Source organism: Leptolyngbya sp. FACHB-541 (genome assembly GCF_014695875.1).
Classification (GTDB): domain Bacteria; phylum Cyanobacteriota; class Cyanobacteriia; order Elainellales; family Elainellaceae; genus JAAUTN01.
Genome location: NZ_JACJPC010000069.1, coordinates 12,639 through 26,970, shown reverse-complemented (window position 1 = coordinate 26,970; position 14,332 = coordinate 12,639). Strand labels below are relative to the sequence as shown.

At 46.5% G+C, this 14,332-nt stretch carries 13 protein-coding genes; 12 read left to right on the top strand and 1 reads right to left on the bottom strand.

Annotated features, from left to right (window positions below; all coding sequences use genetic code 11):
* Positions 1 to 86 precede the first annotated feature (86 nt).
* The gene (locus H6G00_RS15320) at positions 87 to 1,436 is read left to right on the top strand and encodes a cytochrome P450 (protein ID WP_190797422.1); all 1,350 of its coding nucleotides are present in this window, start codon (positions 87 to 89) and stop codon (positions 1,434 to 1,436) included.
* A 52-nt stretch (positions 1,437 to 1,488) separates the two neighbouring features.
* Here the strand turns inward: H6G00_RS15320 and H6G00_RS15315 are convergent, their stop codons facing one another.
* Positions 1,489 to 2,130: a response regulator transcription factor gene (locus H6G00_RS15315; RefSeq protein ID WP_190642335.1), complete on the bottom strand. Its 642-nt coding sequence runs from the start codon at positions 2,128 to 2,130 to the stop codon at positions 1,489 to 1,491.
* A 787-nt stretch (positions 2,131 to 2,917) separates the two neighbouring features.
* On the opposite strand from H6G00_RS15315, the gene H6G00_RS15310 reads away from it, so the two are divergent.
* The 11 genes from H6G00_RS15310 to H6G00_RS15260 all read left to right on the top strand — a co-directional run bounded on the left by H6G00_RS15310 (position 2,918) and on the right by H6G00_RS15260 (position 14,295).
* Positions 2,918 to 3,430, top strand: coding sequence for a hypothetical protein (locus H6G00_RS15310; RefSeq protein ID WP_190797421.1), 513 nt, complete (start codon positions 2,918 to 2,920; stop codon positions 3,428 to 3,430).
* A 103-nt stretch (positions 3,431 to 3,533) separates the two neighbouring features.
* Complete coding sequence (locus H6G00_RS15305; protein WP_190642333.1) at positions 3,534 to 3,839, top strand: hypothetical protein; 306 nt, start codon at positions 3,534 to 3,536, stop codon at positions 3,837 to 3,839.
* 677 nt (positions 3,840 to 4,516) lie between these two features.
* Positions 4,517 to 5,581: a glycosyltransferase family 9 protein gene (locus H6G00_RS15300; RefSeq protein WP_190797420.1), complete on the top strand. Its 1,065-nt coding sequence runs from the start codon at positions 4,517 to 4,519 to the stop codon at positions 5,579 to 5,581.
* On the top strand, positions 5,571 to 6,206 hold the full coding sequence (locus H6G00_RS15295) for a hypothetical protein (protein ID WP_190797419.1): 636 nt from the start codon (positions 5,571 to 5,573) through the stop codon (positions 6,204 to 6,206). The genes H6G00_RS15300 and H6G00_RS15295 overlap by 11 nt, the downstream gene beginning before the upstream one ends.
* An 8-nt stretch (positions 6,207 to 6,214) precedes the next feature.
* Positions 6,215 to 7,225 (top strand): glycosyltransferase family 4 protein, encoded by a 1,011-nt coding sequence (locus tag H6G00_RS15290; protein ID WP_190797418.1) that lies wholly within the window; start codon positions 6,215 to 6,217, stop codon positions 7,223 to 7,225.
* A 20-nt stretch (positions 7,226 to 7,245) separates the two neighbouring features.
* Entirely contained in the window at positions 7,246 to 9,192 is a 1,947-nt protein-coding gene (locus tag H6G00_RS15285; RefSeq protein ID WP_199318508.1) for a glycosyltransferase, read from the top strand.
* A 33-nt stretch (positions 9,193 to 9,225) separates the two neighbouring features.
* Positions 9,226 to 9,951, top strand: coding sequence for an SDR family oxidoreductase (locus tag H6G00_RS15280; protein WP_190797417.1), 726 nt, complete (start codon positions 9,226 to 9,228; stop codon positions 9,949 to 9,951).
* Positions 9,952 to 10,047: 96 nt separating this feature from the next.
* Complete coding sequence (locus H6G00_RS15275; protein WP_190797416.1) at positions 10,048 to 10,770, top strand: HAD family hydrolase; 723 nt, start codon at positions 10,048 to 10,050, stop codon at positions 10,768 to 10,770.
* Between the two features lie 3 nt (positions 10,771 to 10,773).
* On the top strand, positions 10,774 to 12,318 hold the full coding sequence (rfaE2, locus tag H6G00_RS15270; protein ID WP_190797415.1) for a D-glycero-beta-D-manno-heptose 1-phosphate adenylyltransferase: 1,545 nt from the start codon (positions 10,774 to 10,776) through the stop codon (positions 12,316 to 12,318).
* Positions 12,296 to 13,459 carry a lipopolysaccharide heptosyltransferase II gene (gene waaF, locus H6G00_RS15265; RefSeq protein WP_190797414.1) on the top strand — a complete coding sequence of 388 codons (1,164 nt, stop codon included), beginning with the start codon at positions 12,296 to 12,298 and terminating at the stop codon, positions 13,457 to 13,459. The genes rfaE2 and waaF overlap by 23 nt, the downstream gene beginning before the upstream one ends.
* On the top strand, positions 13,459 to 14,295 hold the full coding sequence (locus H6G00_RS15260) for a glycosyltransferase family 2 protein (protein ID WP_190689822.1): 837 nt from the start codon (positions 13,459 to 13,461) through the stop codon (positions 14,293 to 14,295). The genes waaF and H6G00_RS15260 overlap by 1 nt, the downstream gene beginning before the upstream one ends.
* The last annotated feature ends 37 nt before the right edge of the window (positions 14,296 to 14,332 follow it).

Genomic DNA, 14,332 nt, shown 5'->3' with positions numbered 1-14,332 from the left:
GCAAATTTCGCTCAGTTGCGATGGCAACCATTCATACTAATAGCAATTCTCTAAATTTGGACTACACAAGAGTAGAGCCTAACGTTATGACTCCAAAAAACAACCTTCCTGCTGGTCCACAAGCCCCTCGCTGGCTGCAAAAAATCCAGTACACACGGGATTCGATCGCTTATATGGAAGTTGCTGCACAACGTTACGGAGAAATTTTTAATGCTCCTGTTATTGGCAATCACCCAGTTGTGTTGTTTGTCAGCAATCCCCAAGCGATCCAGCAAATTTTCTTCAATGACACAAAGCAGCTTGTTACTCCACCGAATCAACTACTACAACCGCTGCTTGGAGACTACTCCCTTTTTGCCCTGGAAGGTTCTCGCCACCGTCGGGAACGTCGGTTGTTGATGCCTCCATTTCATGGCGAACGGATGCGAACCTATGGAGAATTGATTTGTGAATTGGCTGATAAAGCAATGAGTTCGCTATCAATCGATACTCAGTTTTCTGCTCGTCAGTTAGCGCAAGAAATCTCTTTAGCCGTGATTCTTAAGGTCGTTTTTGGAATTGAGCAAGAGGAACGATTTCACCGTTTAAAGTCACTCATTATTCAGTTCACAGATTCACTACAGTCTCCTTTTATTGGCGGTTTGCTGTTTTTTCCGTCTCTACAAAAGGATTGGGGAATACAAAGCCCTTGGGGCTATTTGAAGCATCTGAAACGGCAGATTGGAGAACTCATCTATGCTGAAATTTCCAATCGTCGCAACCAGCATCATATGGGTTCGGACATTCTGAGTTTATGGATGTCAGCCCGTGATGAGGCGGGTGAACCAATGAGTGATACCCAATTGCATGATGAGTTATTGACACTGCTGTTAGCGGGTTATGAAACCACTGCAAGTGCGATCGCGTGGGCACTGTACTGGATTCATCGCCATCCCGAAGTTAGCGAAAAGTTACTTGTAGAACTAAATCAGCTAGGAAAAGCTCCAGATCCAATCGCCGTTGTGCAGTTGCCGTATCTTACTGCTGTTTGTAATGAGTCTCTGCGTCTTTTTCCCGTTGCAACGCTCACCTTTCCCAGAGAGGTCAAAGGTCCTGCAGAACTGATGGGTTATCAACTAGAACCTGGAACGAGAGTGTATGGTTGCATTTATCTAACTCATCAGCGCCCAGATCTTTATCCAAACCCTAAGTTGTTTAAGCCAGAGCGCTTTTTAGAACGGCAGTTTTCTCCTTACGAATTCTTGCCATTTGGGGGTGGTGTACGCCGTTGCATTGGAGAAGCATTAGCCCAATTTGAGATGAAATTAGTTGTCGCAACCCTGATCTCGCATTATCGATTAGCACTGACAGATCAATCTCCTGAATATCCTCAGCGCCGAGGGGTTACGTTTACTCCAGCTAGAGGGGTACAGATGATTCTGAAGGAACGGATCTAAGCATCGCTCGTCCCAGTAATTGTGAATCGAAAGCAGGTTCAGAATGATATTCTTACAGACTGGCAATTCCTCGTCTCAAAGCAATAATGGTTGCTTGGGTACGGTCTTTAACTCCTAATTTGCTTAAAATTCGATTAATGTTTGATTTAACGGTGCTTTCAGTAATACTTAGAGCAGCACTGATTTCTAGATTGCTCATACCTTGTGCCACCAATCGAAGAACTTCTAATTCGCGATCGGTTAACTCTGGATTGTTCATGCGCTGCACTAATTTAGCGCCAACGTGAGGTGGAATATACTGCTGCCCACTATGCACAGTGCGAATCGCAGTTCGCAGTTCGTTAGGCTTACTGTCTTTCAGCAGATAGCCCTTTGAACCTGCCTGTAAACCTCGATAAATATCTTCGTCTCCGTCATAGGTTGTCAACACAATGATACGAGCCGTGTTGAATTCAGCACGAATTGCAGTAATGGCTTCAACCCCTCCCATCTGAGGCATTCGTAAGTCCATTAAAGTCACATCTGGCTGTTCCTGACGAAACAACTGGACTGCCTCAATACCATCCTTTGCATGACCAATTACAGCCATGTCTGATTCTTCATTAATGAGGGCTGCTAATCCTTGCTGGACGATGGGATGGTCATCTACAATCAAAATACGAATCACACTTGAAATGACGTTTGATTGGTTCATGGCTGTCTGTCCCGATTCACAATTACAATTTCTGCGCCTTGAGTGAGCCAAGTGTGATAATTAGCTCAACTCCAACCGATCGCCACTGTGATAACTGCGTGAACTAGACACGCAGTAGTTATTGCACTAACTTGGCAAAGCGTGGGCGATCGCAAGGAACATTACACTGGAATTGATCAAAACATTCCAAACCTGATTAAGGTAACACACCACTGAGTTGTATCACAAATAGCTATTGAGAACATCAGTGCATTAGGTCCTGCCTAGTGCTATTCAGATCACAGGGTGATTTCAAATACAGAAGTTTTCACCAATATGAACTTAAGTTTGAATATGAACCTGAACTTAAGTTTGATGTAACTCTAATACTTCAGATTACCTAATGACTGATCGTTTTGTTGTCTTAATCATAGACTTTGAACTGGCGACAGATTTGAGTTAATCCCCTAAATTAAAGGTATTCCTCACCAGAGTTGATACCGAAGTATGAATTACACAGTGGAGTAAAAATTGCTTTGGCATAGTGCATCAATGACATTTTATCCACTGGCTACTGCAACTCGGTTGACCCGCCATTATGGATGAGGGAGATAGCGCTGAAAGAGGCTGTCATTTGCGATACACAAAACATTTAACATCTACTTGCAAAATTCTCAATGTTTTATATCATCTATCACTGTTGGCAAAGAAACCCCTAGCACGATTGACATTCACTCATAAGAACCAGTTAGGTTTCACATCGTCTATTTTCTAAATCCGAAACCTCTGAAAGACAGAGAGCAGAATTATGTACCAGGTTTCATCTTCTAATTGTACTCAATTGCACCCTATTGCCTCTCACAAACGCAACCGTAATAGGGGCGTGGTGCTATCTGAGCAGGGATGGCAGAAATTGGCTCAGGCTAATGTTCTCCATGATGAGTTAGGCAATCGCTACACTTACGAAAGGCTCAGTGAGCGATCGCTCCTCAATGAACGCACCGTCAGCCGCATTCTCAGTTGTGAAGTGAAGGTAGACAAGCGAACCCTGAAAACCTTCTTTGCAGCGTTTCGCTTACGGCTTGATGAAGCTGATTATGTAGCCGCTGAGCGTCGTTCAGTAGAGCAGCTCACCACAAAACTTTCACTCTGTCCAGATTTGCCACATACTCTTGCTTATCCTATTGAGGCAAATTTGTCTCATCAGGAGCTCATTGAGTTATATCAACGGTTAGTGCAGGATTTGAGATACCTTTCTCAATTACTCAATTTAGATGAGGCGGGCAGAAGCATTCAATTGCACTCAACTGAACTTAATTAGCTAAGCGGTCTAACTTCGAGTCAACTGGAATTTTATACCGCTGATTGTTTATCTACAGGTTTGCTGATCGATCAAATTTCTCAAAAATGAAGGAGAGTTCATTATGAAACGAGTATTAGCTGCTACGGCATCGGCAATTTTGTTGACAGCAAGTTTCTCAACAGCTGCATTCGCCAACGAAACGACTCCAAATGACATTTTTAATCTCGCTCGTAACGGTTATTTTGAGGAAGAGGGAATCCCTAGTCACGGTAGTCTAATTCATGCTTACAGGTTTGGTAATGTAACCGCTCAAGACCTGGTCAATGCAGCGATCGCGCAGAATCGTCTGTCTCCTGAGACCATGGAGGATGAGCACTTTATCCGTGCAATTGACCAATACTTATTGGATAACGCAAATAGAAATTAGGCTACTGGGTCAAGGAAGTAGAGTGATGCCAAAAGCCTGGGCAAATAATGCTTACTTGGAATCGCGCCAAGCAGCTTGACCCAGGTTTACTGCAATATATATTTCGGCATTGCACAAATTGAGAATGATTCGGAAATTTATAACATTCGGATCGCCCCTGTCGGGGCACGGTATTGCCGTGCCCCGACAAAAGTCGTTCGTCAAATGTGCAACGCCTATATTTCTATATCAAGAGTAGCTGCTTCTCTATCAAACAGAGATCAGTCTATCTCCAATTCTCGTTATGCTGCTTCAGTCATGAATCCAGCCAAGTAATGTTCAACCTGTTTAATTAAACATAAATCTCGTGGGAGAGATCTCACTGTTGAACCTTTATGAAATCGAGGTTCTGCGAGTAGACCCGTTCCTACAGCGTTGTGAAGGCTGATTTAGGAAGGCTAGATGTGAAAGTTTTGTCAGTTAGCCAAACAAATCTCTATACAAAGGCAGAGGTCTTAACTATAGTTTCTGTATGTTCTTTGCTCAAGAAAGTGCAATTGTGCAATTGCACAACTGATTAGAATTACGTCTGATGTTTCCTTGGTCAAGTGACCGATGAATTTCTAGAAGTCGCTTCGTACCATTCTTTCTAGTACATGTCTCAAAGTGACTGAGGAATGGGTTGCAAAAGCGAAGTGATGAACCATTCAGAATTCAAAATTTGTAATTTACAGCCTCAGCAGATTGTAGTGGTGCGATCGCTACCTGGATTGGGCGACCTGCTGTGCGCTGTTCCAGCATTCCGAGCATTGCGAGCGGCATTGCCACAGGCACACATTACACTCATTGGGTTGCCTTTGGCACAAAGTTTTGTGCGACGGTTCAGTCATTATTTGGATGAGTGGCTGGAGTTTCCGGGCTATCCTGGCATTCCAGAAGTAACACTGTCGCCCCAACGTCTCACTTTGTTTCTCACTGAAGTTCAACAAACACGTTTTGATCTAGCACTGCAAATGCACGGTAGCGGCATTTATACGAATCCTTTTACCGTCTTATTAGGCGGACAGGTGAGTGCAGGCTTTTTTATCCCTGGGCAGTATTGTCCTGATCCTGAGTATTTTCTCCCTTATCCAGAAGGTGAACCAGAAATCAGGAGAAACTTACAGTTAATCACATCGTTAGGGATTCCAGCGCAGGGAGAGGAGTTGGAGTTTCCGATTTGGGAGTCAGACTGGCAGGACTTTTGGGCGATCGCCACTACTCACGATTTGCAGCCTGGAAGTTACATTTGCATTCATCCTGGCGCTAGCATCAGCAGTCGCCGCTGGGAACCCGCTCAGTTTGCTACTGTTGCCGATGCTCTGGCGGCTCAAGGCTTTCAAATTGTTCTCACCGGGACAGCCGCAGAAGCGGAATTGACTCAAGCTGTTGCCACTGCAATGAACTCACCGTGTGTTGATCTGGCTGGCAAAACCAGTTTAGGGGCGATCGCCGCTTTGCTCAAACACGCTCAACTCTTGATTTGCAACGACACTGGAATTTCTCACCTTGCCGCTGCCCTTCAAGTCAAAAGTGTAGTCATCTTCTCCGCCTCCGACCCCAACCGCTGGGCACCTCTAAATCGTCACCTTCACCGCATCGTTATCAGCCCCCAATACGCCAACCCTGACTTCATTCCTTATCCTTCATCCCTTATCCTTCATCCTTCTACTATCCTCTCCCACGCAAATGACTTACTCAAGGAGCTAGCCTATGCTCCCTGACTACTGGCAAACGGTGCATCGTCTCGTAGTGATTTGTTTAGATGACTTAAATACAGTGATGCAGCTACAGTTGGCACTGCAAGCCTTGCGCTCGGCACTACCACAGGCCCATATCACACTCTTGACAGCTCATTCCGACGATCAACTGCTTTCACTGTCCCCCTGGACTAATCAAACTTTAATGCATTCTACCGACGGCTGGAAAACCTTAGAATCAGAGGCTTCTGCCTTTGGAGAAGTGAGTATCACCTCTGCAAAACAAAATTCAAATGGATTCAGTGATGTAGTGAATTTGATCAGAGTGATCCGAGCGCAGCAGTTCGATGCTGCCATTGTTTTTACGGGTGAAGGGCGATCGCCTTACGCTTTAGCCTACATCTGCTACCTGGCGGGAGTCGCCCTTCGGCTAGGTCAGTCTCAAGAGTTTGGTGGAAGTATTCTGTCTCATTGCGTCAAGCCACCCAGCAGCAATATTCATCCGCAAGAACGTCACTTGTTTTTACTCAAGGCAGCCGGATTTGAGCTTGAGGAATTGACCGATGGTAGGAACTTAGAACCTCGTGAGGTGAGTAATGCTCACCCTACTCTTGCCCATCCCATTCCTTTCACTTTGCAATCACCGTAGGAGAGCCAATGCAGCCATTACGGATTTTGACCTGGCACGTTCACGGTAGTTACTTGTATTATCTAACTCAGGTGCCTCACCAGTTTTACTTACCGATTAAACCTGGCAAACCCGAAGGCTACGGTGGACGTTTGCAGAACTTTTCCTGGACGGATAATGTTCACGACATTCCGGCAGAAGAAGTAAGAAATCAGGAATTCGACTGTATCTTATTTCAGTCTCGCCGCAACTATTTACAGGATCAGCATGAGATCTTGTCGGAGGTACAGCGTCGATTGCCTCGTGTGTATTTAGAGCATGACCCACCGAGAGAACATCCGACTGATACTCGCCATGTGGTTGACGACCCAAATGTGTTAGTTGTTCATGTAACTCACTTTAATAACTTGATGTGGGACAACGGCAACAGTCCTACTTGTGTGGTAGAGCATGGTGTGATGGTGCCCGAAGGCGATCGCCACACTGGAGAACTAGCAAAGGGTTTAGTCGTCGCAAACGGACTGCGAACTCGCGGACGACGGTTAGGGTTAGATATTTTTGAGCAAGTGCGCGATCGCATTCCTCTGGATCTGGTGGGAATGGACGCTCAATCATTAGATGGGCTAGGAGAAATACCCCACGCGCAGCTTCCAGCATTTCAGTCACGCTATCGGTTTTTCTTCCATCCAGTGCGCTACACCAGTTTAGGATTAGCGGTCTGTGAAGCGATGATGGTGGGTTTGCCGATTGTAGGACTGGCAACGACTGAACTCGCTACTGTAATTGAAAACGATGTTTCTGGCTATGTGGATACCAACCTTGAGCAGTTAGTAAACCGCATGGAAGAACTGCTGCATAATCCAACAAAAGCCCGTCGTTTAGGGGAAGGGGCGCGAGAAGTGGCGATCGCCCGATTTAATATCAACCACTTTATTCAGGACTGGTGTGAGGTTTTTGAACGTGCGATTGATCAGCCCCCTGCCGTTCAATCTGTGGCAACTTCTACCCGACAATCTATCAGTCAATCTATCACTGTTTAAACAAAACCCCCTTTAAACTCATGATGACTAAACGAATTGCCTTGATTAGTGAACATGCTACGCCGCTGGGTATCTTTGGCGGAGTTGATAGCGGCGGACAAAACGTATATGTGGGACAACTAGCTAAAAACCTGGCGGCGATCGGCTACGACGTAGATGTGTTTACTCGGCGGGACAACGAACAGCTTCCCGAAGTGGTGGAATGGCTCAACGGGGTACGAGTCATTCACGTTCCGGCAGGTTCACCAACCTGCTTACCCAAGGAAGACCTGTTGCCACACATGAGTGAGTTTATTCACTTTATGCTGAATTGGTGTACTCATCATCGTCTGAGTTACGATTTAATTCACGCAAACTTCTGGATGTCGGCATTGGTTGCTGCCGATATCAAGCGAGCATTGGGAATTCCGTTTATTGTCACCTTTCACGCTCTTGGTAGAGTTCGTCGGCTCTATCAGGGCAAGGATGATCAGTTTCCCGATGAGCGATTCACGATTGAAGATCGGGTTGTGAGGGAAGCTGACCATATCATTGCTGAGTGTCCTCAAGATCGAGAAGATTTACTACAGCTTTATCATGCTGACCCATCGCGAATTAGCGTTATTCCCTGTGGGTTTGACACTACTGAATTTTGGGCAATTAACAAAGTTCGGGCGCGTCTTACCCTGGGTTTACCCCCAGATGAACCGCTAATCTTACAACTCGGGCGAATGGTGCCACGCAAAGGTGTAGACACAGTCATTCGAGGATTTGCTCAGTTGTTGAAACAGCGTCACCTGAAAGCAAGATTGCTGATTGTGGGTGGAGAAGCCGAAACTCCCGATCCTCAGATCACGCCCGAAATCGGACGGCTTCAGGCGATCGCCCATGAACTCGATATTGGATCTCAACTCACCTTTGTCGGACGGCGGGGTCGAGATGTGTTGAAATATTATTACAGTGCGGCCGATGTATTTGTCACTACACCCTGGTACGAGCCATTCGGCATTACCCCCATTGAAGCAATGGCTTGTGGAACCCCTGTGATCGGCTCAAACGTAGGTGGCATTAAGTTCACCGTTAAAGATGGTGAAACAGGTTATCTCGTTCCGCCTAAAGATTCAGAGGCGATCGCCACTCACCTTGCTCGCTTGTTAGAAAACTCTCAGTTACGGAGTTTGTTTGGAAGACAGGCAACCCGTCGAGCGCAAGAGCATTTTACCTGGCAAAAAGTCACCAGTGCTGTCGCGGCTCTGTATGAAGAAGTCTTGATGGGCAGAGGCAGCACCACTACCGAAGTGAATCAGTTTGCCATTTTGGATCGCGCCTTTGAGTCTGCGATGGTGGCAGTGGAGCGATCGCAACGGTTATTGCGTCCTTCCATTCAAGCTGCCTCCCAAGCCATGAGTACTTGTTTTTCAAGAGGCGGCAAACTGTTGATTTGCGGCAATGGTGGCAGTGCAGCCGATGCTCAACACTTTGCAGCTGAGCTAGTCGGTCGGTTCTGTTGTCCTCATCGGGCAGGATTACCCGCAATGGCTCTCAGTGCGGACAGCGCCTTTATCACCGCCTGGTCAAATGATGTGAATTACGAAGACATCTTTGCCCGACAGGTTGAAACCTTCGCCCAGCCCAATGATGTATTAGTTGGAATTAGTACCAGCGGTCGCTCTAAAAATGTGATAGCAGCATTCAAAGCAGCCCAGCGACATAATCTCACTTCGATCGCTTTGTTAGGTGGAGAAGGTGGAGAGCTGCGATCGCAAGCCGATATTGCAATTGTTGTTCCTGCAAATGAAACTCAGCGCATTCAAGAAGTGCAGCTTTTAGTCATTCACCTACTTTGTGAACTGGTTGAAGCCCAGCTACTCACCCCCCAAGAGCCGGACACTAATGAGCGATTAGGTAGTTGGGAACTGGGTGTATTTGAAGCAGCAGGACAGCGAGAACGGGGAATGGGTGAAAAATCTCCTCTATCGGCTAAGTAATTAAATCAGTAATTGAATCAACAGGAGACACAAATGGAAGCATTGACCGGAAAAGTCACATTGGTAACGGGTGGTGGACGTGGTTTGGGCGCTTCAATCTGCCATACCTTAGCTGAAGCAGGGGCAGTTATTGTTGTCGCTGACATTCAGTTTGACCTAGCTGAACAAGTCGCAAAAGAGCTTCAGAGTAAAGGATTTGAGGCGATCGCCTTACCCCTTGACATTACTCAAGACCAGCAAGCCGAAGCCGTTGTGCAAAAGGTGATCGACCAATGTGGCAAGATCGACATCCTCATCAACAATGCCGGAACCGATGTCACCTTACCGATTGAAGAACTTACAGTTGCAGACTGGGATCGGGTAATCAGCGTCAACCTGCGCGGCCCATTCCTACTCTCAAAGCTAGTTCTACCTCTAATGAAGCAGCAAGGAAGCGGACACATTGTTAACATTGCCTCAACCGCCTCAAAGCGAGTTTGGGCAAATGCTTCTGCATACCATGCCAGTAAGTGGGGCTTGTTAGGATTTAGTCACGCTCTGCATGTTGAGGCGCGATCGCACCAGGTTAAAGTGACTGCTGTAGTTGCAGGTGGGATGCAAACCCCCTTCATTCTTGATCGCTTTCCCGATACACCTTTAGATAAACTGCAAGATCCCAAACACGTCGCCAATACCATTCGCTTTTTACTGACTCAGCCAGCAGAGACAGTAATTCCAGAAGTAATGGTATTGCCGATGCAAGAATCGTCTTGGCCATAAATTAGAGGAATATTTTTGGACATGAACTTTTATTCTATGTGAACTATTGTTCTACGTTCAAAAATACCCTTTTAGCAACATAACGAGGAATGAAGGATGAGCGGAAGGGCAGTTTTTCTAGATAAGGATGGGACATTAGTTGAAGATGTGCCTTACAACGTTGATCCAGAACAGATTCGACTAGCAGCGGGAGCTTTGGAGGCAGTGCGATCGCTCCATCATGCTGACTATCAACTGTTCATCATCACCAATCAGTCTGGGATAGCTCGTGGTTACTTCCCCGAATCAGCACTAACGGCTGTCGAGCAACACTTATGTGAGTTATTTCAATCTGTTGGAGTACCCTTGGCTGGATTCTACTACTGCCCTCACCATCCTGATGGCAGGATTACTCACTACGCCACTCGCTGTAACTGCCGCAAGCCCCAACCTGGTTTACTTCATCGCGCTGCTAGTGAACATCAGATTGACTTAGAACAATCGTGGTTCATTGGTGACATTCTGAATGACATAGAAGCAGGACGACAGGCGGGTTGTTGCACCATCTTGATTGACAACGGCAACGAAACCGAATGGCAACTCTCCCGCCCGCGTCTCCCTCATCACATGGTCAACAATTTGATCGAAGCCGCAAATGTAATTCAAGCGATCGCCTCCCCTACCCCAAAAACACACGTTAAACTTCACCAAAATCTTGTACCAACCGTTCCCAGAGCCCTTGAGACACCACCGATGCGAAGCGTTCCCCTGCCTCCTCTCCCCAGTACCTTCGGAGAGGGTTTGGGGGCAGCCCTCCAAGGCTCGGATCACCAAGAATAAGCCATGTCCAACTTATCCTTAATCAACAGTTTTTCAAAACTCAACGTTCTGGTAATCGGTGAAGCTATCCTCGACTGTTACCTCAACGGCAGTAGCGATCGCCTCTGCCCCGAAGCTCCCGTCCCCGTCGTCAACATCACCGAACGTCTCAACGTACCGGGCGGAGCCGCAAACACTGCTCTCAACGTTAGTAGTCTAGGAGGTCAGGTCAAATTTCTCTCAGTCATTGGTGAAGATCCAGAAGCAGCTTTGCTGAAACAGTCTTTGGAGTCGCAAGGCGTTTCAACTGCTTATTTGTTTCAGGAACGATCGCGCCAAACTTTAAGTAAACAGCGTATTATTGCTTCCTCTCATTTGTTAGTTCGATTTGATCAGGGCAGCACTCATCCGATTTCACCTGAACTTGAAACAAGACTCATCGATCGCCTGGTTGAACTATTTCCGACCTGTGATGCTGTCATTGTTTCCGATTACGGCTATGGCATTCTGACTCCATCTGTGATTCGTACTTTAGAAGAATTGCAGCGGCGATCGCCTTGCACTCTCGTTGTAGACTCCAAGCAACTCACCGAATATCAGTCTATTAATGTCACAGCCGTTAAGCCTAATTACAGTCAAGCCACTCACCTTTTAGGACTGAAAAAGCTTGAAACTAATGCAGATCGGATCGATCAAATCCTGCTACATGGGAAAAAAATTCTTGATCTAACCAGAGCCAACATTGTAGCAGTCACTTTAGATCGCGGCGGTGCTTTAATTTTTGAGCGCGATCGCCCTCCTCATCGCACTTATGTCAAACCTGCTCCTCAATCACAAACCTCTGGTGCAGGCGATACTTTTACCAGCGCTTTAGCTTTGGCGATCGCTGCGGGTGCTGATGCTTCAATGGCGGCTGATCTTGCAGCCGCTGCAACAGCAATTGTTGTAGCTCAGCCTGGGACAACCGCTTGCAGTATTGAAGCATTACGGCAATCTGTTGATGAAATGGATGATAATTTGCCTCATCCCAATCTTAAGCTGAATCAGAAAGTTGGGGATGAGAGAAATTTCTCCAAACTGCTGATGACTCAAAACCAGTTAGAATACCAACTTAACCATTATCGTAACTCTGGGCAGCGCATCGTCTTCACCAACGGTTGTTTTGATATCTTGCATCGTGGTCACGTTACCTATCTCAATCAAGCTAAAGCATTGGGAGATATTTTAATTGTTGGGGTCAATTCTGATGAAAGCGTTCGACAACTAAAGGGAAATACTCGACCAGTTAACGCTTTAGCCGATCGCATGGCAGTATTAGCAGCGTTGAACTGTGTAGATGCGATCGCTCCCTTTAACGAAATCAATCCTTGCAATCTTATTCAAATTGTCCGTCCACAAGTTTTTGTCAAAGGAGGCGACTACACACGAGAAACCCTTCCCGAAGCCTCACTGGTTGAAGAACTGGGAGGTGTCGTTAAAATTGTGCCGTTTGTGGGCGATCGCTCTACCACTCAATTAATTCAACAGATTCAAAACCTAAACACCTATGACACAAGCAGCTTGGGATAACGCCAAAAATATCCTTTGCGTTAGATTAGACACGATTGGTGATGTGATTATGACCACACCTGCCATACGTGCTCTTAAAGCTTCACAGCCTGAACGACGCATCACCTTGCTCACCTCTTCTGCTGGAAGCGTGGTTGCCCCTCTTATCTCAGAGCTGGATGATTTAATCATTTATGACTCACCCTGGCTGAAAGCAACGGCTCCTCGCAAAGATAGTAGCCCTGAATATGAGATGATTGAGCGACTGCGCCAAGCTAACTTCGATGCAGCCGTAATTTTTACAGTTTATAGCCAGAATCCACTGCCATCAGCGTTTCTCTGCTATATGGCGGGAATTCCACTGCGGTTGGCACACTGTCACGAAAATCCTTATCAGCTACTCACTAACTGGATCAAAGATCCTGAGCCCGATCAGTTTACCCGACATGAAGTTCGTCGTCAGCTTGATTTGGTAGCCAGTGTGGGCAGTGAGATTGCCGATCAGCGAATGAGTTTGCAAGTTCCAAAAGTAGCCCAAACTAGAGTTCTGCAACTGTTACAGGAATTAAGCATTAACCTGGAACGTTCCTGGATTGTGATTCACCCTGGCGCAACAGCCCTCTCGCGTCGCTACCCTCCGGAACACTTTGCGATTGTTGCAGATCAGCTTGTGCAACGGTACGGTATTCCAGTTATCTTTACTGGAACAGAACCAGAGCAAGAACTCATTGCGTCTATTCGTCAAGACATGAACGCAGCTTCTCACGCACTGGTTGGCTGTTTAGATTTGGGAGAACTCACTGCACTATTAGACCTCGCTCCTCTGTTAATCTCCAACAACACAGGACCAGTTCACATTGCAGCAGCCGTAGGGACACCTGTAGTTGATTTGTATGCTTTGACCAACCCACAACACACTCCCTGGGAAGTACCCAATCGCGTATTGTTTCATGATGTTCCCTGCCGTATTTGCTATAAGAGCATTTGTCCCGAAGGACACTATCATTGCCTGCGTTTAGTAGAACCAGAAACGGTCGTGAATGCAGCTTTAGAACTTTTGCAAGCAGGACAGCATGGTTATTGCGCGGGCGCAACAGTGGCGATCGCCCCTTCCTTTACCCAACCCCTAACTACTCACTCTCAGCTACTAGAAGTCGTGTAATGGTAACTCGTGTAATGGCAACCATTGATATTCTCATTCCCACTTATCGCCGCGCTGCTGCATTAGCGGTTACTTTGACCAGTCTTTGTGCTCAAACTTACCGAGATTTTCGGGTAATCATTTCTGACCAGACAGAGGACAGCGATCCGCTGGCTACTGGAGAAGTGCAGGTCGCAATACGGGTACTTCAAGCTCATGGAAATTCGGTAGTCACTCATAAACACCTGCCTCGACGGGGCATCGCAGAGCAGCGTCAGTTTTTATTAGAACAAGCCACTGCACCTTATGTTTTGTTTCTAGACAATGACTTAATTCTAGAACCCTATGTCCTGGAGTATCTTCTACAGGCAATTCAAGAAGAACAGTGTGGATTTGTTGGCTCTGCGGTGATTGGGCTAAGTTTTTTGAACGATGTACGCCCTGATCAGCAGGCGATCGAACTTTGGCAGGAACCCGTTCAGCCAGAAGTAGTCCGCTCTGGAACACCCCAATGGGAACGATATAAGTTACATAATGCGGCTAACTTGTACCACGTTCAGCAGCGGCTTGGCTGCATTAATCAAGCTTCTCACTTTCCCGCAAAAAAATATAAATATAAAGTGGCTTGGGTTGCCGGATGCGTTTTATACGATGCCACAAAACTGCGAGATGTCGGTGGCTTCAGCTTCTGGCAAGAACTTCCCCCTAACCACTGTGGAGAGGATGTGTTGGCTCAACTGAGGGTCATGGCTCGTTATGGTGGCTGTGGTTTACTGCCATCGGGAGTTTATCATCAGGAATTGCCAACTACGATTGTTGATCGCAGTCAGGATGCTCCTCAGTTGTTGTCGATTTAGGGTTAGTCATTGGTCATTTCATCCGTCAATAAAAAGC